The organism is Pseudomonas sp. NPDC078700, assembly GCF_044542375.1.
Classification (GTDB): Bacteria; Pseudomonadota; Gammaproteobacteria; order Pseudomonadales; family Pseudomonadaceae; genus Aquipseudomonas.
In genome coordinates this window covers 152,280-174,126 of the sequence record NZ_JBITUI010000006.1, presented here as the reverse complement: position 1 = coordinate 174,126, position 21,847 = coordinate 152,280, and the positions used below count along the sequence as shown (strand labels likewise).

The following is a 21,847-nucleotide window of genomic DNA, read 5'->3' as shown; positions in this document are numbered from 1 at the left end:
CGCAACCCCTGAGCGCTTTTGCTCAGAGGTGCCTTAGTCGCGAACAGGGCTTGGCGCGATAACTTCACGAGAACCATTGGTGCTCATGGAGGTTACGACACCGGCGTTTTCCATAGATTCGATCATCCGTGCGGCACGGTTGTAACCAATCTTGAGCTTGCGCTGCACAGCTGAAATTGAGGCGCGACGGCTTTCAGTGACAAAGCGTACGGCTTCGTCATAAAGCGGATCATCCTCGCTGTCATCACCGCCTTCGCTGCTACCTTCGAAGCCACTGCCAGACTCCTCACCACCGGCCAGAATTTCTTCGATGTAATCCGGCGTGCCGCGCAACTTCCACGCTTCAACCACGCGGTGAACTTCTTCATCGGAAACAAAGGCGCCGTGCACACGAATCGGCAAGCCCGTTCCGGGCGGCAGATACAGCATGTCACCATGGCCCAGCAACTGCTCAGCACCACCCTGATCAAGAATGGTTCGGGAGTCGATCTTGCTCGACACCTGAAAGGCCATGCGCGTCGGGATGTTGGCCTTGATCAAACCGGTGATTACGTCAACCGATGGGCGCTGGGTCGCAAGAATCAAATGAATGCCAGCAGCACGGGCTTTCTGGGCGATACGGGCGATCAGTTCTTCAACCTTCTTGCCGACGATCATCATCATGTCAGCAAATTCATCGACCACCACCACAATGGTAGGCAACGGCTTGAGCAGCGGCGCTTCATCTTCCATGCTTTCGCGGCGATAGAGCGGATCAGGCAGCGGTGTGCCGGCCTCAATTGCGTCCTTAACCTTACGGTTAAAACCTGCGAGGTTACGCACGCCCATCTTCGACATGAGTTTGTAGCGGCGCTCCATCTCAGCCACACTCCAGCGCAGCGAGTTGGCAGCCTCTTTCATGTCGGTCACTACCGGGCAGAGCAAGTGCGGAATGCCCTCATAGATCGATAATTCAAGCATTTTCGGGTCAATCATGATCAAGCGCGCCTCTTCAGGCGTCGCCTTAAACAGGATCGACAGAATCATGGCGTTTACACCCACCGACTTACCGGAGCCCGTGGTACCGGCAACCAGCAAATGGGGGAACTTGGCCAAGTCTGTAATCACCGGCTTGCCGCCAATGTCATGACCCAAGGCCAAGGTAACCGGGGACTTGGCATCGTCGTACTCAGGAGACGACAACACCTCGGAGAAACGCACCATTTGGCGATCTTCGTTAGGGATCTCAATACCCACGGTGGTCTTGCCAGGAATCACTTCAACCACCCGCACACTGATCACCGCCATTGAGCGTGCAAGGTCTTTGGCCAGGTTGGAGATACGGCTGACCTTGACCCCGGCTGCAGGCTGGATCTCGAAACGGGTAATAACCGGGCCGGGATGAACCGACTCGACAACAACCTCAACACCAAACTCCTTGAGCTTGATTTCGACTAGTCGCGACATGGCCTCAAGGGACTCTGGCGAGAATTGCTTTTGCACCTTTTCGGCAGCATCGAGCAAGGAGATCGGCGGCAAAGTGCCTTCGATGGCGCTATCAACAAACAGCGGCACCTGCTTTTCTTTCTGCACACGCTTGCTCTGCTCAGGCACAGCCGGTGCTGAAGGCGGCGTAATGATTGGCGCCGGGCGCCCCTCACGGGAGCTCATGTGTTTATTAAGCGATTCTTCACGCTCAATCAGGCGCTCTTTGACTTTGACTTGGTCGCGTCTGTCGCGCGCCATTGGTGCGGCTACTTCAGCCACGCGCTCGTCAACTTCACGCAATTGAATGCGCAACTGTTTGCGCTCAGCCCGCGCATTCCACCAGCGATTACCCAGACTTTGGATAAGTTCGAACAAATCCAAGGTTATTTTGCCGGTCAGGTCCATCACCTTGAACCAAGACAAGTCGGTAAAAATGGTCAACCCAAATAAGAATAAAGCGATCAGCAGCAGTGTACTGCCCTGCACATTCAAGGCGTTTTCAGCCAACTGACCAATGCTTTCACCCAACGCGCCGCCAGATGAGGCAGGCATGCTGTTACCGGCAGGGAAATGGATATAAGCCAGTGCCGCACCTGAGAGCACGAGAAACACCAAGCCAATCAAACGCCAGGAGAACAGCCAACCGCTCCATTGCCAGGGTTCGTGCCGCGCACGGAACACCTGCAGGGCTTTAACCCCAAGCAAGAGCGGGAACAGATAGGCGAAATAGCCAAGTGCCATGAATAAGATGTCCGCTGACCACGCCCCAGCGCGACCAGCAGCATTCTGGACCTGTGCGGCATTACTGGTGTGGGTCCAGCCGGGGTCGTTCGGGTCATAGGTGAGCAAGGCCATCCAGACGTACAGGCACAGTGCTCCGAGGGCAATAAGCGCCCCTTCCTTGAGTCGATACGGTAATTGCTGGCGCCACATGGGCATTTGAGCTGTAGGGCTAGTTTTCTTCAAAACGCATCTGTTCCTGTGCTACCAGCCTGCAATAAGGCTAATGGCGAATTATGGCTTATCAACCTATTGTACGGGTTTACCGGCGCGACGCCATGCTCCATGCAGGTTTGCGCGTGGTTTTGCCGCAGGCGATCGCCCCCGACTCCCGTTAACGCCTGCTTCGGTGTAGCATAGCCGCCAAGCTATTTCCGCGCAGTTCAATTTGAGCATGCATTCTCTTTGGTGACAAAGGCTTATGAGGTGTTTCTATGAGCGAAGTCAAGCATTCACGTCTGATAATTCTAGGTTCCGGCCCTGCCGGTTACAGTGCAGCTGTCTACGCAGCACGGGCAAATCTTAAGCCGGTCATCATCACCGGCATTCAGCCTGGCGGCCAATTGACCACCACCACCGAAGTCGACAACTGGCCAGGTGATGTTGAAGGCCTGACCGGCCCTGCACTGATGGAGCGCATGCAGAAACACGCCGAGCGTTTTGACACCGAGATTGTCTACGACCACATCAACACCGCCGAGTTGCAGCAACGCCCATTCATTCTCAAGGGCGACAGCGGCACTTACAGCTGCGACGCCTTGATTATTGCCACCGGTGCCAGCGCCCAGTATCTGGGGCTGCCGTCGGAAGATGCATTCGCCGGCAAAGGTGTGTCAGCCTGCGCCACCTGCGACGGCTTCTTCTACCGCAACCAAGTGGTTGCAGTTATCGGTGGCGGCAACACGGCTGTTGAAGAAGCGCTATACCTGTCGAATATCGCCAAAGAAGTTCACTTGGTACACCGCCGCGATAAGCTGCGCTCTGAGAAAATCCTCCAGGACAAGCTGTTCGATAAAGTCGCCAACGGCAACATGCGCATGCACTGGAATACTACTCTCGAAGAAGTCCTGGGCGATGCATCCGGTGTGACTGGCGCACGCTTAAAGAGCACCGAAACGGGTGAAACCCAGGACTTGCCTTTGGCAGGCGTATTTATCGCCATTGGTCACAAGCCGAACACCGACCTGTTCAAGGGTCAGCTTGAAATGCATGACGGCTACCTGAAGATCAAAGGCGGCAGCGAAGGTAATGCCACCGCGACTGCTATTGAAGGCGTATTCGCCGCTGGCGATGTGGCTGACCACGTTTACCGCCAGGCCATCACCTCAGCAGGTGCTGGCTGCATGGCCGCATTGGATGCCGAGAAGTTCCTAGACGATATCTGATCCGTACCTGCTCTACTGGGCGGCCGGTAATCACCGCCGCCCTACCCTCTTCCGGGCAAATTCCATGCTGACCTGGTTACAACGCGACTCCCTGCACTTTCCTCCACTCGATAAGGCTCTGCAAGAACCCAATGGGTTACTCGCGGCAGGCGGCGACTTGAGCGCTGAACGCCTGATCAAGGCTTATCGCCATGGCTGCTTTCCCTGGTTTAGTGATGGCCAGCCGGTTCTTTGGTGGTCACCCGACCCGCGCACCGTGCTATTTCCTGATGAACTGCATATCTCGCGCAGCCTGAGTAAAGTTCTGCGCCAGGGTCGCTACCGCGTCACCTTCGATCAAGATTTCGCGGCGGTTATCACCGCCTGCTCAGAGCCACGGGCTTACGCCGATGACACCTGGATTACCGGTGCAATGCGTAATGCCTACCTTGAGCTGCACAAGCGCGGCTTGGCGCACTCGGTGGAAGTTTGGCAGGATCAGCAATTGGTCGGCGGCCTGTACGGCCTTGCCATGGGCCAGCTGTTTTTTGGTGAATCAATGTTCAGTCGCGCCGATAACGCCTCAAAAGTCGGCTTTGTGACCCTGGTTGAGCACCTAAAGGCTGCTGGTTTTGTGATGATTGATTGCCAGATGCCCACAAACCACCTGCACAGCTTCGGCGCCAGAGCGATCAGCCGCCAACAGTTTGCCGACACCTTGAATAATCACCTTGATCAGCCCTGCACAATCAAATGGCACCCCTAGCTGCTGTATCAGCTAGTCGAGTCAGCTTGTCTGGCTTACACTGATCAAAGGCATTCCACGAGAGTCAACCATGACCGAGCTGGCCCGTCTGAAGTTTTATGCGACCCAGCCACACCCATGCAGTTACCTGCCCGACGAACAGGCAACAACGCTGTTTCTAGACCCTAGCCAACCAATGGATGGTCAGGTCTACGCAGAGTTATCGGAAATGGGTTTTCGGCGCAGCGGCGATCACCTATACCGTCCACACTGCCAAGGCTGTACGGCATGTGTGCCTGCGCGTATTCCGGCAGAGGCCTTCAGCCCTAACCGCCAGCAGCGGCGGATAATCAAGCGCAACAGCGACATCCAGGTCACGGGCGTGCGCCCAGCATTTACCGAAGAGTACTACGGGCTGTATTCGCGCTATATCGAACAACGCCATGCCGATGGCGACATGTACCCACCCAGTAGAGAGCAATTTTCCACATTTCTAGTGCGCGACCTGCCTTTTTGCCGTTTTTTCGAGTTTCGCCTTAATGGCCGGCTGGTTGCCCTCGCTGTTACCGACGTATTGCCCAATGGCCTCTCGGCGGTCTACACCTTTTATGAGCCAAGCGAGGAGCGCCGCAGCCTGGGCCGCTTCGCGATTCTCTGGCAAATAACCGAAACAGTCCGGCTGGGCCTGCATGCGGTGTATTTGGGTTACTGGATCAAAAGCTGCAGAAAGATGAACTACAAAACCCAGTATCGACCCATTGAGCTATTTATTAACCAGCGCTGGATGACACTTGCGTGAAGCGCTCTGCCTATTCTGCTAAGATACTGCGCCCCTAGCCAGACCGAGCATAGGGGCCAACAATGCGAATCTGACAGACACCACTCTGTGTTTTTTCGCATTTTTTTGCCTTAAACAACCGTACTTCGCCACCTTTTTCAGAGGATCACTTGGCGTAAGCACCTGTTTTCGGGCACAATGCACGCCGCTTTTGCCTGGCGCCAGTTGCACCGGGCCATTCATTGGATACCGAGGGCTTTACTGCATGTCGAAAGAAGACAGCTTCGAAATGGAAGGCACTGTCGTCGACACCCTGCCCAACACCATGTTTCGTGTGGAGTTGGAAAATGGGCACGTCGTAACTGCGCACATCTCCGGAAAGATGCGCAAAAACTACATCCGTATTTTAACTGGCGACAAGGTGCGCGTTGAGCTAACGCCATACGACCTTAGCAAAGGTCGCATCACCTACCGCGCCCGTTAATAGCACCGAAGCGCAGCACGCAAGTATTTAGCAGGCCTGTTATCTCGCTAGATAAATCCTTTTAGATTTTGCGGAGCAGCGCGCTTCAAGGGTATTTGCCTCAAGCAAATACAAAAAATGCCCGGTTATTAGCCGGGCATTTTTGTTGTCGCGATTTAAGCTATAGCACCCGACCAAGCGCACAATTGTGCGCTTGATCGGGCTGTCTCGGTTACGCCATCTCGGCCGTTGTTTCGAACTCAAAGGTTAATTCACCGCCTTCGAGGTCGATATGCACAACGCCGCCATGCTCTGACAACTCGCCAAACAGAATTTCTTCTGCCAGAGGACGCTTGATCTTGTCCTGAATCAAGCGCGCCATCGGACGAGCACCCATCGTTGCGTCATAACCCGATACTGCCAGCCATGTCCGCGCCGCCTCGCTAACCTCAAGCATGACGCGCTTGTCCTCAAGCTGTGCTTGCAGCTCGGTAAGGAACTTGTCGACGATGCTTTTGATTACCTCTGTATTCAGACGACCAAACTGGATAATGGTATCCAGGCGGTTGCGGAATTCCGGCGTGAAGCTCTTCTTGATGACCTCCATCGCATCACTTGAGTGATCCTGATGGGTGAAACCAATGGATGCACGGGCAGCAGTTTCTGCACCCGCATTGGTGGTCATAATCAGAATGACATTACGGAAATCGGCTTTGCGACCGTTGTTGTCAGTCAATGTGCCGTGATCCATCACCTGCAGCAGCAAGTTAAACACCTCAGGGTGCGCCTTCTCGATTTCATCGAGCAGCAACACGCAATGCGGTGTTTTGGTGATTGCCTCAGTCAGCAGGCCACCCTGATCAAATCCGACATAGCCCGGCGGCGCACCGATCAATCGCGAAACGGTATGGCGCTCCATGTACTCGGACATATCGAAGCGAATCAGCTCGATCCCCAGGGATTTTGACAACTGACGGGCTGCCTCGGTTTTACCCACACCCGTAGGGCCGGCAAACAGGAACGAGCCGACGGGTTTGTCTGGTGCCTTGAGACCGGCACGCGAGAGCTTGATAGCCGTCGACAACGAGTCGATAGCCGCCTCTTGACCGAATACGGTGAGTTTAAGGTCGCGCTCAAGATTACGCAGCAGTTCTTTATCGGAGCTGCTGACGTGCTTAGGCGGAATACGTGCGATTTTAGCGACGATATCTTCAACCTCAGGCACATCAATCCGCTTAGCTCGCTTGTCGATTGGCTGCAGACGCTGATACGCCCCAGCTTCGTCGATGACATCAATGGCTTTGTCCGGCATATGCCGGTCATTGATGTAGCGCGAAGCCAGCTCGGCTGCGGCACGCAACGCCTCGTCAGTGTATTCAATGTCGTGGTGCAGTTCGAAACGCGCACGCAGACCACGCAAGATGCTGATGGTGTCGTCCACTGACGGCTCAACCACATCTACTTTTTGGAAGCGTCTTGCAAGGGCGCGGTCTTTCTCAAAAATCCCGCGGAACTCCTGGAAGGTCGTTGAGCCGATGCAACGGATCTCACCCGAAGACAGCATGGGCTTGAGCAGGTTTGACGCGTCCATGACGCCGCCTGAGGCCGCACCAGCACCAATGATGGTGTGGATCTCATCAATGAACAGAATCGCGTGTGGGCGCTTGCGTAGCTCGTTGAGCAACGCTTTGAGGCGCTTTTCAAAGTCACCGCGGTATTTCGTGCCTGCCAGCAGCGCACCGAGGTCCAGAGAGTAGACAATGCTGTCAGCCAGCAAGTCGGGAACCTGGTTGTCGACAATGCGCTTGGCCAGCCCTTCAGCGATTGCGGTTTTACCCACGCCCGCCTCACCGACCAGCAAGGGATTGTTTTTACGCCGGCGCGCAAGGATCTGCGCAACACGCTCAACTTCAGCTTCACGACCCACCAACGGATCGATCCGCCCCTGGCGTGCTAGCTCATTGAGGTTACTGGCGAAGGAATCCAGCGGATTGCCAGAAACAGAAGACTCGCCGCCTTCTTCATCACCCATGTCCTGCTCGCCATCGGGCTGCCCGCCATGACCCGGCACTTTGGAAATGCCGTGGGCAATGAAGTTGACCACGTCAATGCGCGCGACGCTTTGTTGCTTAAGCAGGAATACAGCCTGGCTTTCTTGCTCGCTAAAAATTGCCACCAGCACGTTAGCGCCTGTTACTTCACGCTTGCCAGAGCTTTGCACATGAAAGACCGCGCGCTGCAAAACACGCTGAAACCCCAAGGTAGGCTGGGTTTCACGTTCTTCATCATGGACGGGGATCAGTGGTGTAGTGGAGTCGATAAATTCCAGCAAGTCATGCCGTAGTTTATCCAGGTTTGCACCGCAGGCACGCAGCACGCTTGCTGCAGCCTCGTTATCCAGTAGGGCCAGTAGCAAGTGCTCTACTGTCATGAACTCATGACGCTTTGTACGAGCCTCCTTGAATGCCAAGTTGAGGGTTACTTCGAGCTCTCGATTTAACATAGCTTCACCTCATGCCCAAGCGAACGGTACTAACCGTCCTTCTCAATCTCACAGAGTAGTGGATGCTGGCTCTCTTTTGCGTATTGGTTTACCAGCATTGCCTTAGTTTCGGCAACATCGCGGGTAAACACACCGCATACGGCCCGTCCTTCTGTATGGACGGTCAGCATAATTTTTGTCGCCAGCTCGCGATTCAGGCTGAAAAATGTCTCCAGCACCTCGACTACGAAATCCATTGGCGTGTAATCGTCATTAAACAAAATAACTTTGTACATTGGTGGAGCCTGCAGAGCGGGCTTCGATTCCTGTACGGCGATGCCCGAGGAATCGTCCTCATGTGGTGCAGGTTTATCCTGATTGAATGTTAGTCGAATCTGGCTACTTGCATGCATGGTTGTAAAAGTTCGTTGTGAGGAGGATGGGTAACCCAATCCTAAAGTATGGGAAAAGTCACTATTTCTGTACTGATTCACCTTGACTAACGGCAAATCGGTGTTACAAACAATAAATACCCGGACTGGGTGTAAGGGGTTTCGCGCCGTAGCCCTTATACGAAAATAAGGGGGATGGTGCGCGATCAAAGTGGATGATACCCCAGAGACGGGGTTCTTTGCAGAGGGATATCAGCATGCTAAGCGGTAAGGTCAAGTGGTTCAACAACGCTAAAGGTTATGGCTTTATTGTGGCCGATGGCGGCGATGAGGACCTGTTCGCCCATTATTCGGCGATCCAAATGGACGGCTACAAAACACTAAAAGCCGGTCAACCTGTGAGCTTTGATATTATTCAAGGCCCCAAAGGACTGCATGCCGTCAACATCAACAACGTCACGGCCAGTACCGGGACACCCGTTGCTGTCAACCAGCCCCAGGAAACGCCTGTTGAAGTCTAACTCTGGGTATTAGCCCACGAAAAAGCCGGTTATTTAACCGGCTTTTCTTTGCCTGCTGGCTACATGTGGGCAATCATCTGGTCGCCAAACTCCGAACACGACATCAGCTTGGAGCCTTCCATCAAGCGCTCGAAATCATAGGTCACGGTCTTGGCGTCAATTGCGCCTTCAGTGCCCTTGATCAACAAGTCAGCGGCTTCAACCCACCCCATATGGCGCAGCATCATCTCGGCAGAAAGAATCAACGAACCCGGATTGACCTTGTCCTGGCCTGCATACTTTGGCGCTGTACCGTGAGTCGCCTCGAACATGGCGATGGTGTCGGAAAGGTTGGCTCCCGGCGCAATCCCAATTCCGCCTACCTCGGCGGCCAGGGCATCGGATAGATAATCGCCGTTGAGGTTTAGCGTGGCGATCACGTCGTACTCAGCCGGACGCAATAAGATCTGCTGCAACATGGCATCGGCAATCACATCTTTGACCACAATGTTCTTGCCGGTTTTCGGGTTTTTAAACTGCATCCATGGGCCACCGTCGAGTAACTCAGCGCCGAACTCATCGCGCGCAACTTCGTAGCCCCATTCCTTGAAGGCACCTTCGGTGAACTTCATGATGTTGCCTTTGTGCACGATGGTCACCGAGCTACGATCGTTATCGACTGCGTACTGCATGGCCTTGCGCACCAGGCGCTTGGTGCCTTCAAGCGAAACCGGCTTGATCCCGATACCGCAGTTTTCGGTGAAACGGATTTTTTTCACACCCATTTCTTCAGTCAGGAACTTGATAACCTTTTCCGCTTCAGGCGAGCCCGCCTTCCACTCCACGCCGGCGTAGATGTCTTCCGAGTTCTCACGAAAGATCACCATGTCCACGTCACCCGGCTTCTTCACGGGGCTCGGCACGCCCGTGAACCAGCGCACGGGACGCTGACAGACATACAGGTCCAGCTCCTGACGCAGTGCCACGTTAAGCGAACGAATACCGCCACCGACTGGCGTCGTCAGCGGGCCCTTGATCGAGACGACATAGTCGCGCACCGCCTCCAGCGTTTCCTTAGGCAGCCAGGTGTCCTGATCGTAGACCTGGGTGGCCTTTTCGCCGGCAAACACTTCCATCCAGGAAATCTTGCGCTTGCCATCGTAAGCTTTGGCAACAGCAGCATCGACCACCTTGATCATAACGGGGCTGATATCAACGCCGATGCCATCCCCTTCGATATAGGGAATAACCGGATTATTCGGGACGTTAAGCGACATATCTGCATTAACGGTAATTTTGTCACCGACTGCCGGTATCTGGATCTTTTGGTAACCCATGCTGAACTCCTGTTTGAATGAACCCTTCGATTGCCTTTAAGCGTAGCGCAGTAAATCTAGACAACCCTTAAGATGCAGCACCACCTTACAGGTTTTGCACCAATCGCGGGCAGCGGGTGTGCGCCTAAAACCTGAATAATCAGCACACAGCAGGCTATGCCAGAAATATTGCAATTTATGACCTAGGCACCCGGCTTAGCGCTCGCGCAAAGCCTCTTGGGCTTTATTGAAGGGCTTAAGCAAATAGTCGAGAACGGTCTTTTTACCCGTACTAATGTCCACGGTGGCAATCATTCCGGGGAAGATCGGAAACGTCTGCTGCGCCCTGTTTTCCAACTGCGCAGAGTCGGTTTTAATGTAGACACGGTAATAGAACTCATCGCGCCTGACCTCATCTTGAATGGTGTCGGGCGAGATGATTGTGACTTGCCCCTTCAAGCCACCATAAATGGAATAGTCGTAGGCGGTCACTTTGACCAGCGCCGACTGCTGCGGATGAATAAACGCTATATCTCGCGGCGAGATTCGCGCCTCAACCAAAATGCTGTCATCCAAGGGCACAATCGTCATGAGCTTGCCATTGGGGGGAATCACACCGCCTGTGGTGGTGACTTCTACATCCTTGACGATGCCACGCACCGGCGCCGTCAGGGTCGAACGACTCAGCGAGTCTTGACGTCCGCGAATCACCGAGCGCAGCGATTGCACATCAGCGCTGGCCTTGGCCAACTCTTCACGGGCCTTAACCAGGTATTGGCTGCGGGTGTCGGCCAGTTTGTTTTGCAACTCACTGATCTGCCTGCGCAGGCGCAACACATCCACAGCACTGACCGCGCCTTTGGCAACGTAAGGCGCGGTCATGCGCAACTCCTTCCCAACCAGATCTAGCTCAGCCTTGAGCCCGGCAATTCGGGTTTCCAGACTGTTGCGTCGCGATTGGTAAAGCTGGGTTTCTGCACGTGTCAGTTGCGGCTGGGCATCGAGCTCAGCAGGAAAGGTCAACTCAGCGCCATCAACTTCTGCCCGCAGGCGGGCGGCGGTAGCCAGCGCCGCGATATATCGCGAGCGACTTTCCTGCACCGCCGATTCAGATTTGATGATATCCAGTTGCGCCAATGTTTGACCTTTCTCAACAATATCGCCGGTGCGCACATAGAGCTTTTGCAGAATCCCGCCCTCAAGCGATTGAATGGTCTGTTCGTGCGCAGAGGGCACAATTTTGCCAATACCGGTTGTGACTTCGGCCAACTCAAAATACCAAGCCCAAGCGAGAAAACTGCTTAACAGCTGCAGTATGAGCCATAGGGTCAGGCTTGCTCGGGGCAACTGTGGCTCGCGTTGGAGCATGCTTAGCGAAGGTTTTATTGCTGATTGATTGTTCACAGCTCACCTACTCAACGAATGTTAGCGTTGTGCAACCTGGTTGAGGATTTGACTCTTTTCACCATCCATGGCGATTTTTCCGTCATCCACAATAATCACCCGTTCGACCAACTCCAGCAGCGCTGGGCGGTGTGTAGCCAGAATTAGGGTGCGCGGGCCCAGCCAATCGTTGAGCTGGGCGATCACTTCACGCTCGGTTACATCATCCATCGCCGCAGTGGGCTCATCGAGCAAGACGATATTGGGTTGGCTGATCAGCACACGTGCCAACAACAGTGCTTGACGCTGGCCACCCGAGAGGCCGTAGCCGCCTTCAAGAATCATGTAGTCGAGGGCCATGGTCTGTTTCTGAACGAAACTCAGCGCCCCGCTCATCTGCAATGCGCGGTAGATTTCTTCGTCAGTGGCTAGCGGCCGCCCCATGGTCAGATTGTCGCGAATGGAGCCAAAAAATAGCCGCGAGTTCTGATGCAAAAAGCCCATGTCGCGACGCAGGTCGGCGGTATCCAGAGAGGTGATTGCAACATCGTCGAGCAATAGCTGCCCTTGGCCGGGAAAGCGCATGCCAGATAACAACTGCAATAACGTAGATTTACCGGCGCCATTGCGACCGAGCACGGCTATTTTCTCTCCCGGTTTGATGGTTAGTGCCGCGATACTGATATCTGAGCTTTTCCCTTCGGGATCGTAGCCAAACTCCACGCCTTGCAGTTGATAAGCACCCCGCAGCATCGCCTTGTGCACGGCCTTACCCCGCTCGGGCTGATCAACCGGTCGACTCATCAGCTCATCCAGGCCCTGACGCGCCACCTTGGCTTGCTGCCAGCGGGACAGCACAGCGGTAATCTGCGAGAGCGGCGCAATGGTGCGAGATGACAACAAAGTCATGGCGACCAATGCACCTGTGGTCAGATCACCTTGAATAACCTTGTAGCAACCAATCAGTAACACCGAGGCATAGACCAGCGTCGAAACCTGCTGTGTCCAGGTCATCAACAGCGCGGTCAAAAAGCGTTGGCCCATACTGATTTTCGCCGCGACCTCATTGCTGTGATTCCATTGATTCTGAAAACGCTGTTCGGCGCGTAGCAGCTTGATATCTTCAACGCACTCAACTGCCTCAACCAAGGTAGCGTTGCGAATGGCTGACTCTCGCATGCCATAACGGGACAACTTGGCGAAGGGTTTTTGCACCAGCAACCCAGGTATAACCAGCATTGGGACGGCTGCCAGCACCACATAAACCAGTGGCCCGCCGATCATCCACAGAATAAAGACAAACAGGAAAAAGAAGGGTAAATCGGCTACCGCACCGATAGTCGTGGAGGTAATCAACTCCCGGACCTGGTCAAGCTCGCGGATCTGCGAAATAAACGCACCTGTGGATTTTGACCGGGCGCTGTTCTGCACACGCAAGGCATGACCCAGAACCCGATCGGAAATTTTAAGATCGGCGCGCTTACCGATAGAGTCGGAGATGTAAGTGCGCAGCATGCGCAAGCTGAACTCAAATACGACAGCCAGAAGCAGGCCACCAAACAAGACCCACAGGGTTGGATATGACTGTGCGGGAATAACCCGATCATAGACTTGCAAAGAAAATAGAATGCTGGCTAACGCCAAGACATTAACCCCTAGCGAAGTCGCAATGATTTCGCCATAACGACGCCAGTCACGCAGCGCAATTGCCCAGAACCAGTTTTTTTTGAACGGCTTGATGTACTCATCAACACGGATATCAGCATTGGCCCTCAGTGGACGTACTATCAGCAAACATTCAACCTGCTCTGACAGCTCTGTGGCGCTCATGCACAGCGCCAGCCCACCCTCATTACTGAACTGCACACAGACCTGCCCGTCGCTATCCACATGCTCAAGCACCGCGACCTGTCCTTTGCGCAGTTGAACGATAAGCGGCATACGCCAGGGATCAAGATAGTTCTCAGAAAAAGCGGTCAGGTATGAATCAAGCCCAAGCTGGCGACCCATGTCGTCTATCAGCAAATCCAGCGGGGTGCCTTGCTCCCAGCTCAGCGCAACTCGAACATGCTCTTCGGAATAGTCCAAACGGTAATGCTTCGCCACCATCAGCATTGCTGACAGCCATGACTCATGATCGGGTATCAAATGGCTCATCAAAAATAACCTGCATAGCAATCAAAATGACGGGCCAGGACGACCCGGTACTGAAAAGTAAAAAGGAGCTGCGCAACACGCAGCCCCTCGTTACTTCTTGCTATGCAACCAACAACTGATGGTTAGCCAGCAGCGTTGCCATATCGACATGCACGCCACTTAGGGAAATAACCGTGCTCGGATCAAAGGCAGTGCCTGCGCCGTCATGGTCGAACTGAACGTTGGTGTTGGCCCCGTTTTGCACGACCTTGAGGTAGTCTTCAAGGTTGCCTGCAGCAGCATCCAGGGTTGCCACACCATCGACATAGCTTGCACTGCCCGTGCCTGCGTAAGCTGTATCCTGCAACAACTCACTGATGTCGATACGGTCGCTGTCGTCGGTGCCCTCCCACGTGCCAACAGTAAAGCCATTGACCACATCGCTACCGTTGCCCGCAGTTGCATCGGCGGCACTGAGCAGTTTGTAGATCAATGTGTCGTGGCCGCCATTAGCGATATTGAAGGTGTCATTGCCCTCGCGGCCCTCGAGCTGGTTATCCGCTGCACTGCCCGTCAGGGTGTCGGCATAACGGCTACCGGCAAGCCCTTCAATATCCACCAATCTGGCGCTATTGAAGCCAGTGTTTTGGGTTAAGTCAGTGCTCAAATCAACGGACACACCGCTGGTCGCCAGTTTGTAGTCGACCACATCCATACCGCCATCGGCGGCTGTCCAGGTGGCATGCCCTGAGTTGTAACTCCAGCCCCCAGCACCGTTGTAGGTGTCAGATCCTGCGGTTGCGACGAATGTATCGTTGTAGCCAGTGCCGATAAACACGCCATTGTTGCTGTCGCCATCAGACTCGGCTGACAGCACGTAACTGTCCTGGGCCAGCGCGGTGCTCAAGCCGCCCCAGCTCGCATTTACCGTCTCGTTAACATCTGCACGTACACCCTCAACAATACGAATCAACTGAGCGGAGTAGCTTTCATTGGCGTTTAAGCCATAGAAACTCAACAGTGCCGAGCTGTCGTTAACCCCAACGCCTGACTGTGGATTAAGACTCTGTGTCGCAACCAAGGCTCCGCTGCTGTCAAACAACTGCACAGTATTGCCATAAAATGGATTAATGCCGTTCTTATCGAAGATCCGCAGGTGCAAAGCCGTGCCGTCGGCGACAGCATTGGTATTTTCAACCACAAAAGAGTGACCCGTGCTGGTGAATCCAAGCAGGTCGACAGCACCGTCCCAGTTGTAATCTATTGCGCCAGCACCGGTAAGGCGTGAACCGTAGCTGTATCCCAGGTTGGCATTGGTCCAACTCAAACCATTACCGTTATTGAGGATCAACTGGATGGTGTCGCCGCCGTTGTAGCCGCCCATTTTGGCAATATCAAGGGTGCCGTTATGATCCCAATCGACCGCCAGCGAAATACGCGAACGAATATCCGTACCGGCGTTAATTTCGACGAAATTATCCAGCACTCCGTTGTTGTTGATGAGCAGTGCAGACTTGTCGTACCCGAGGTAATGTTGGTTGAGATACAGATCTAAGGTGCCATCACCATTGAAATCTGCCCAGGTCATGCTGGTGCCGACGTTGTCGGTGCCACCACCGTCATTGAATACATTATTCAAGACTTGGCTGATTGCCATGGTGCCATCGCCAGGGTTGGTAAAAACGCCAAGTGCGAAATAGCTACTACCGCCTCCCCCACTGATTTGAGCTGCAATATCAATCGTGCCGTCGTTATTGATATCGACCCCGGACACACTGGCTCCAAAGGTGTAGGCAGGGCTTAAGTTACGCGTGACTGTATCTTGGCTGAAGGTTGCATCCTGATTATTAATAAACCAGCCTGCCGAGTTGCCATCCAAATTGCTATCGCCCAACACCAGGTCAAGGTAGCCATTACCTGTACGGTCATAGGCAACCGTTGCGCCGTAAAAGCTATCCAAACCACCGTAGGCGATGGTTTTGCTGGTAAAGCTGCCATTATCGTTCTGCCAATACTGAAATGGCCGCACGTAGAAACTTTGCGACGCGAAGATATCCATATCTCCATCACGGTCTAGATCGAAGAAGCTGTAGTTCACTGTGTTGCCGATGCCAGCCTCTTTGCTCAGGATGTCAGTGTCATAGCTGTTGAGATCGAGACTGCTGTACACGGCGGTATTGGCAACGAAGGTCCATAACCCATTTTTGCCAATCGCGTAGCTTAGGCCTGTTTGTTGATCGGTTCTTGATGGGGCCGCAGCCATCGCCCATTGAGTATCAATAGCAACCTCAGCGACTACAGCCTGAGACCCTGTGAACGTCTGGCTGTTGACGCTGCCATTACCCGTCTCGTCAACCACTTCTGTAGTGACGTCATAGTTATTGATGGCCAGGGCGTCGCTGTCAGGAATTTGCAGATACCAGGTATTGTTCGCCGGATCGATAACCACACGACCATCACCCTGGCTACTATTCGAGGCGTATGTTTTGCCATTAACGGTGACATAGAGTACGTAATCATAACTCCAGTCATTCGCCACAGTGCCACGCAACACTGGCGTGTTATCTGCAGTCACCTGCGGCTCAAGCATGACAGTGTTTGGAGTACGCGTATCAACGCTCAACAGATAGTCAGCCGCAGCGCCAATATTTCCGGCTGCATCTATCACCAGCGCAGAGTATTGGTAGTCATTACCGCTGACGAGGCCGTTGAGGGCGTACTCCCAACTGGTGCCACTGACCGACGCATTACCCACGTAAATACCGTTCTGGAAAACTTTCAGGACGTCACCGCCTTGCAAGGGCGCATCAAGCGTACCTCGCAATATCGGAGCGGTATCATCGGTAATAGTTTGGCTGGATTGGAGCCCCTGACGTGCGCCCTGATCATCATCGTATCCGCTGATAATGACGTGTTGCGACGGTGCACTGGTGTCGACCACAACCACCTGAGCGGCAACTGGCCCCAGGTTCCCGGCCTCGTCCACCACCCGTAGCTGGTAACTGTGGCTGCCATCGGTTAACAGGCGTGAATCGTCGTAGGTCCAGTACGTGCCGTTGACAGCGGTCAGGGTGTTCCATGTCGAGCCACCGTCAATACTGATTTGCGCATATTCGTCAGTTGCCAGTGCATTACTTAAGTGGCCAGCAAGCCTGATGCTGGTGTCGCTGGTGATGAAGTCTGTGCCCGACACACCGGTATCATCACTGATGCTTTCAACCCCGATTAACGTGCCTGGCGCTGAGCTATCAACCCTGACTGCCTGTTGCGCAATTGCGCCTGAGTTACCGGCGAAGTCCAGAACACGCACTTGATAGATATAAACGCCGTCCGCCAACGCTCGACCGTCTGCATAACTCCAGGTTTGGCCAGTTGTCGCCAGATGGGTCCAGGTTGCGCCGTTATCTGTACTAATTTGCGCAACTTCTTCAGTAGTCAGCGCAGCACTCAGGGAACCATTGAGCACAAGGCTGTTATCGCGGGTGATGAAGTCCGTAGCTGAAACACCGGTGTCATCCGTGATGCTTTCGAGGTGGATGGTGGTTGCCGGTGCCGTGCTATCAATCTGTATTGTTTGGGTGTCTGTCGAGGCGATATTCCCAGCCTTATCGACCACTCGCACCGAGTAGTTGTAAGCGCCCTCGGTCAGGGTCCGAGCATCGACATAACGCCATGCAGTGCCCGCAATACCAAAGGTTGTCCATGTCGCGCCGTTATCCAAGCTGATTTGCGCCATTTGATTGGTCGTCAACGGGCTCGATAAAGTGCCGCGAATGGTCAGGCTGGTGTCATTGGTGATGTAGTCTTGGTAGGGGCCATTATCATCAGTGATCCCAGTGATCTCGATGGTCAAAACAGGGGCTTGGGTATCGACAATGACCAGTTGGCTAGCCGTTGTCCCGACATTGCCTACGGCATCGATCAGACGAACCTGATAATCATAATTGCCGTCAGTCAGCACACGACTGTCCGGGTAGGTCCATGTCACACCTGAAACAGCCAGATTTATCCAGCTTGCGCCATTATCCAGGCTAATTTGCGCCGCCTCACCCGCCGCTAAAGGAGCACTGAGCGTGCCATTGATTGCCAGAAGCGTATCACTGGTAATGAAATCACTGCTTGATGAACCGCTGTCATCACTGATGCTGTCGATAGTCAGCCCCTGCATTGGACCACTGAGGTCTATGCTAAAGCTGTGATCGGCAGAACCGCTATTACCTAAGTTGTCCGTAGCTGTTGCGCTAACACGGTAGACAGCCGAATCAGCCAAGGCTGCTAAATCAGCCGTGCCGAGCAGCACGCTCCACGACTGATCGCTTTGTACTGTGGCGCTGTAATCCTTGCCGTTGAGGTTTATTGCCACGGCATCACCCGCTCCAAGCGAGGATGTACCCGAAATAACCTGCACAGCACTTTGCTCTTGCTGGCTAAGGATATTATCCGCGGTGAAGCTGTCGATGGTCAGCATGGGACCATCCGCCTGCAGATGCACAGCGCGACTTGTTAATCCGGCGTTCCCGGCTTTATCGACCACGACAGCGGTGATGTTGTATGCACCATCAGCGGTGCCTAGGAAATCACGCGAATCAACATTCACCTGCCAAGCACCACCGGCATCCACCCCGGTTTGATAGGTGCGACCGTTAAAGGTTACGTCTACCAGCTGGTTTTGTTCAGCATCTGCAGTGCCGCTGATGACTTGCCCGGCGTGCTGTTCTGGGCCTGAAATCACATCATCGCCGGCAACATTGTCAATCGTCACGACTGGTGCGTTGATATCAACGCTAATCGCCCGGCTGGCGTATGCATTGTTGCCATCAATACTGGTTACGCTGGCATCAAGCGTATGCATGCCATCAGCAATGCCCGCCCACAGCGAACTTGGCAGACTGAGCGACCAACTCAAATCATCATTCACCACTGCGGTGTAGTCCGAGCCGTTCAGGGACAACGTCACCACCTGCCCGGCCTCGACATTGAATACGCTACCACTGACGACCACGTTAGCGACTGATTCATCCGCATTGACCCGATCATCCGCTGCAACAGTGTTGATGGTAAGTAGCGCAGTCAGTGTGCCGATAACCAACACTGTATCCGTGTGGCCCGGGTTACCAATAGCATCTACAGCAGACACCGCTAACTTGTATTGGCCATCTCGCACACCGACGAAGTCATCCGCGGGGATATCACGGTTCCAAGTGCCGTCAGCCGCGACGGTGGCCTGATAATCCTTGCCATTGAGTGTGAGCGTGACCACAGCACCTGTATCGAGCCCGGTGGACGAGCCGCTAATAGTGACAGGTGCGGTTCTTTCAACACTGTTAACCACGTTGTCACCCGCGACAACATCAACACTCAACGTCGGTAAAACGCTAATTACATCAACACCATGGGTGGCCATTGAGCGATTGCCGGCAACATCGGCGACGCTGGCAACAATGTCATGCTGACCGTCGGCAAGACTCGCCATATCAGCCGCTGCAACGTAAAGACTCCAACTGCCGTCAGTGTTAACTGCAGTGGTGTAGTCGCTGTTATTAAATGTGACCGTCAGGACTTCACCCGCCTCGACACCATCGGCATGACCGGACACCAGCACTGCACTGGCTTTCTCGCCCGCGTTGATGATGTTGTCACCCGCGACGGTGTCAATGCTGATGACTGGCGCAACAGTATCGATTGTCAGCTCACGGGTTTGAGTCACCGAGTTACCCGCTTTGTCGCGGGTACTTGCACTGATAATTAACGGCCCATCAACTGCGGAGGAAAGATCTGCGGCTGGAACGTTAAAGCTCCACCCGCCACCATCAGCAACCACCGTCTGATAGGTGTTTCCATTTAGGCTAACGCTCAAGGTTTGGCCAGCCTCAGCTGAGGTTATGCCACTGACACGCAGATCCTGCTGAAACTCCATCGCATTGAGCCGGTCATCCCCTGCAAGGCTGCTGGTATCGCCACTGTGAGTATGCTCGATAACCAGTATGGGGGCGGTCAAATCAACTTGAACTAATTGGCCGCTGTGCGCGGTGCTACCGTTGCTGTTGGTGACCCGAACCTCAAGGTTCTGATAACCGTCAGCAAGCCCCGCCAGATCAATGGCAGGCACACTGAAATCCCAGCCGCCATCGTCCGCAACCCTAGCCTGATAGAGATGACCGGCGAAATTGATAACCACAATCTGACCAGGCTCAACGTTTGCCGTCGAACCTGAAAGCAACAGGTCGGAGCCTTGCTCAAGACTGTTGATGATATTGTTGTCGGCTACCGCATCAATACTGACGGCCGTGTCGGCCAAATCAACCATGATCAGATGGTCGATCGCAACCGCATCGCCTGAAATGTCCGCGCTTGCGACATGTATATTCAGTGACCCTTGGGCAAACATTGCAACGTCTTCGGCCTGCAATCCAATCTGCCAAGTCCCGTCAGTATTGATAGCGCTGAGGTAGTCCTGTCCATTGATTGTCAGGGTTACATTCTGCCCTGCTGAAAGGCCCGAACTGGTGCCGAACAGGGTTAAATCCTGGCCATGTTCGATTGCGTTAATCACGTTATCACCGGATACAGTTGCAACCCGCAAACCCGGCAGGCCTGCAGCAATGGCTACGCCCCGGCTTGCCTCTCCAGTATTACCAGCCCTATCAGTGATGCTAGCCGTGACAGTCAGGGCGCCGTCGCCCAAAGCCGTCCACTCTGCGCTGGGAATATCGACAGACCAACTGCTATCACTGCCCAGCATGGCTTGATAGTGCATGCCCGCGAGATTGACGCTAACAGTTTCACCCGCTGCGGCCCCGGTTACTGCGCCGCTGATGGCTTGTGCAGTCGTCACCTCAGAAGCGTTCAGCACATCATCCAGCGCTATAACATCGATGCTGACAACGGGTGCCGCGGTATCGACGAAAAAATCATCAACGGCCCTGAACAGATTGCCAGCGGCATCAATCGCACTAACCTCTAGGGTGTAAGAACCATCACGCAAAGCTACAACCGCCTCACCGGGTAGCTCGAGGTTCCAGGCACCCGCGTTTGTGACCTGTGTGGTGTAGTTCATGCCAGCGATTGACACACTTACATCAGTGCCCGCTTCAAGGCCAGCAGCGCTGCCACTTATACTTAGGGCTGCTGAGGCTTCGTTATCATTGATCTGGTCATCCCCGCTCACCGGATCGATTGTCAGATTGACAGTTCCGCCGATGATATCGAGGCTAATAGTCCCTGCACTAAGGGCAGTGTCGCCGCTGAGTTGTATCACCTCATAACTGTGCCGACCTGGAGTCTGGTCAGCAAGCGTGACCGTCCATGTACCCCCCTGCCCAACTTGGGTGCTTGCGATCGCGACACCCTGTGCATCTAAAATCTGGATGTTAGCCCCCACCTGACCGTTACCAGTAAAGGTCGGACTAAGGTCGTCGGTCGTGCTGCCCATTGTTAACAGCGATTGGACCTGTCCCTGATTGTCGGTCGCAATAAATGAAGGCCGGGCAATTTCCGCGGGTAATGTATTGTCAATAACCTCAGTACGGTCGTTGCCACCGCCATCATCGTTATTTAACCCCGCCCCTAGCAAAGCACCACCCACTCCTGCCCCGATCAACCCCAACAAAGCATACTGACTGAAGTCATCGCTGCCGTAGAGTAAGGGTTCAACGCTATCGAGCGTCTCGATCTGGCTTTGTAAGGTCACGAGCTGATCTGAAGCGAGCTCTGGTGTATCAGCGAATTGAACATGGCTAACGCCAGTGCTTTGGTCTTGGAAAACCAGCTCGCTATGATGCCCATCTTCATCAGTTTGAAAATACCCGGCGCAGCGAATAACACGGCCATCATGAAGATGGATCAACAGGTCATTACCGATCCGCTCATAACGAGTCACCTCGTCAATAGAGGCCTGCATGACCACAACACTGGGTTCAGGCAATGTAATAACCAGATGATCATCAACCAACATTTTTACAGTATTACTGGTGGCGCGATTAATGATTTCGATAGAGGTTTTCATATGCACTATTCACCTTTATAGTTATTAATTCACAGT

12 protein-coding genes are annotated in these 21,847 nt (G+C 54.0%); 5 read left to right on the top strand and 7 right to left on the bottom strand.

Features of this window, described 5'->3' with window-relative positions; translation table 11 throughout:
• Nucleotides 1-33 precede the first annotated feature (33 nt).
• On the bottom strand, nucleotides 34-2,406 hold the full coding sequence (ftsK, locus tag ACIGCM_RS19600; RefSeq protein ID WP_397503819.1) for a DNA translocase FtsK: 2,373 nt from the start codon (nucleotides 2,404-2,406) through the stop codon (nucleotides 34-36).
• Between the two features lie 275 nt (nucleotides 2,407-2,681).
• Between ftsK and trxB the strand changes: the two genes are divergently transcribed.
• The 4 genes from trxB to infA all read left to right on the top strand — a co-directional run bounded on the left by trxB (nucleotide 2,682) and on the right by infA (nucleotide 5,618).
• Nucleotides 2,682-3,632, top strand: a complete 951-nt coding sequence (gene trxB / locus ACIGCM_RS19595; RefSeq protein WP_397503721.1) for a thioredoxin-disulfide reductase — start codon at nucleotides 2,682-2,684, stop codon at nucleotides 3,630-3,632.
• Between the two features lie 64 nt (nucleotides 3,633-3,696).
• On the top strand, nucleotides 3,697-4,377 hold the full coding sequence (aat, locus tag ACIGCM_RS19590; protein ID WP_397503720.1) for a leucyl/phenylalanyl-tRNA--protein transferase: 681 nt from the start codon (nucleotides 3,697-3,699) through the stop codon (nucleotides 4,375-4,377).
• A 70-nt stretch (nucleotides 4,378-4,447) separates the two neighbouring features.
• Nucleotides 4,448-5,155: an arginyltransferase gene (locus tag ACIGCM_RS19585; protein ID WP_397503719.1), complete on the top strand. Its 708-nt coding sequence runs from the start codon at nucleotides 4,448-4,450 to the stop codon at nucleotides 5,153-5,155.
• A gap of 244 nt (nucleotides 5,156-5,399) precedes the next feature.
• Complete coding sequence (gene infA / locus ACIGCM_RS19580) at nucleotides 5,400-5,618, top strand: translation initiation factor IF-1 (RefSeq protein ID WP_002553999.1); 219 nt, start codon at nucleotides 5,400-5,402, stop codon at nucleotides 5,616-5,618.
• A gap of 211 nt (nucleotides 5,619-5,829) precedes the next feature.
• Here infA and clpA read toward each other — a convergent pair whose 3' ends face one another.
• Both clpA and clpS read right to left on the bottom strand, forming a co-directional pair.
• A complete protein-coding gene (clpA, locus tag ACIGCM_RS19575; protein ID WP_397503718.1) occupies nucleotides 5,830-8,100 on the bottom strand; it encodes an ATP-dependent Clp protease ATP-binding subunit ClpA in 2,271 nt (756 codons plus the stop codon).
• A 29-nt stretch (nucleotides 8,101-8,129) separates the two neighbouring features.
• On the bottom strand, nucleotides 8,130-8,492 hold the full coding sequence (gene clpS / locus ACIGCM_RS19570) for an ATP-dependent Clp protease adapter ClpS (protein ID WP_397503717.1): 363 nt from the start codon (nucleotides 8,490-8,492) through the stop codon (nucleotides 8,130-8,132).
• A gap of 236 nt (nucleotides 8,493-8,728) precedes the next feature.
• Between clpS and cspD the strand changes: the two genes are divergently transcribed.
• Nucleotides 8,729-8,992 (top strand): cold shock domain-containing protein CspD, encoded by a 264-nt coding sequence (gene cspD, locus ACIGCM_RS19565; protein WP_397503716.1) that lies wholly within the window; start codon nucleotides 8,729-8,731, stop codon nucleotides 8,990-8,992.
• A gap of 59 nt (nucleotides 8,993-9,051) precedes the next feature.
• Here cspD and icd read toward each other — a convergent pair whose 3' ends face one another.
• The 4 genes from icd to ACIGCM_RS19545 all read right to left on the bottom strand — a co-directional run bounded on the left by icd (nucleotide 9,052) and on the right by ACIGCM_RS19545 (nucleotide 21,811).
• On the bottom strand, nucleotides 9,052-10,308 hold the full coding sequence (gene icd, locus ACIGCM_RS19560; RefSeq protein WP_397503715.1) for an NADP-dependent isocitrate dehydrogenase: 1,257 nt from the start codon (nucleotides 10,306-10,308) through the stop codon (nucleotides 9,052-9,054).
• Nucleotides 10,309-10,503: 195 nt separating this feature from the next.
• A complete protein-coding gene (locus ACIGCM_RS19555; protein ID WP_397503818.1) occupies nucleotides 10,504-11,655 on the bottom strand; it encodes an HlyD family type I secretion periplasmic adaptor subunit in 1,152 nt (383 codons plus the stop codon).
• 57 nt (nucleotides 11,656-11,712) lie between these two features.
• The gene (locus ACIGCM_RS19550; RefSeq protein WP_397503714.1) at nucleotides 11,713-13,827 is read right to left on the bottom strand and encodes a type I secretion system permease/ATPase; all 2,115 of its coding nucleotides are present in this window, start codon (nucleotides 13,825-13,827) and stop codon (nucleotides 11,713-11,715) included.
• Between the two features lie 100 nt (nucleotides 13,828-13,927).
• Nucleotides 13,928-21,811, bottom strand: coding sequence for an Ig-like domain-containing protein (locus ACIGCM_RS19545; RefSeq protein ID WP_397503713.1), 7,884 nt, complete (start codon nucleotides 21,809-21,811; stop codon nucleotides 13,928-13,930).
• Nucleotides 21,812-21,847 lie beyond the last annotated feature (36 nt).

What these genes read in the sequence shown, in the direction of transcription:
- clpS (WP_397503717.1), bottom strand. Translation starts at nt 8,492, where the DNA reads ATGCATGCAAGTAGCCAGATTCGACTAACATTCAATCAGGATAAACCT.
- ACIGCM_RS19550 (WP_397503714.1), bottom strand. Translation starts at nt 13,827, where the DNA reads ATGAGCCATTTGATACCCGATCATGAGTCATGGCTGTCAGCAATGCTG.
- aat (WP_397503720.1), top strand. Translation starts at nt 3,697, where the DNA reads ATGCTGACCTGGTTACAACGCGACTCCCTGCACTTTCCTCCACTCGAT.
- icd (WP_397503715.1), bottom strand. Translation starts at nt 10,308, where the DNA reads ATGGGTTACCAAAAGATCCAGATACCGGCAGTCGGTGACAAAATTACC.
- cspD (WP_397503716.1), top strand. Translation starts at nt 8,729, where the DNA reads ATGCTAAGCGGTAAGGTCAAGTGGTTCAACAACGCTAAAGGTTATGGC.
- infA (WP_002553999.1), top strand. Translation starts at nt 5,400, where the DNA reads ATGTCGAAAGAAGACAGCTTCGAAATGGAAGGCACTGTCGTCGACACC.
- clpA (WP_397503718.1), bottom strand. Translation starts at nt 8,100, where the DNA reads ATGTTAAATCGAGAGCTCGAAGTAACCCTCAACTTGGCATTCAAGGAG.
- ACIGCM_RS19545 (WP_397503713.1), bottom strand. Translation starts at nt 21,811, where the DNA reads ATGAAAACCTCTATCGAAATCATTAATCGCGCCACCAGTAATACTGTA.
- ftsK (WP_397503819.1), bottom strand. Translation starts at nt 2,406, where the DNA reads ATGCCCATGTGGCGCCAGCAATTACCGTATCGACTCAAGGAAGGGGCG.
- ACIGCM_RS19585 (WP_397503719.1), top strand. Translation starts at nt 4,448, where the DNA reads ATGACCGAGCTGGCCCGTCTGAAGTTTTATGCGACCCAGCCACACCCA.
- trxB (WP_397503721.1), top strand. Translation starts at nt 2,682, where the DNA reads ATGAGCGAAGTCAAGCATTCACGTCTGATAATTCTAGGTTCCGGCCCT.
- ACIGCM_RS19555 (WP_397503818.1), bottom strand. Translation starts at nt 11,655, where the DNA reads ATGCTCCAACGCGAGCCACAGTTGCCCCGAGCAAGCCTGACCCTATGG.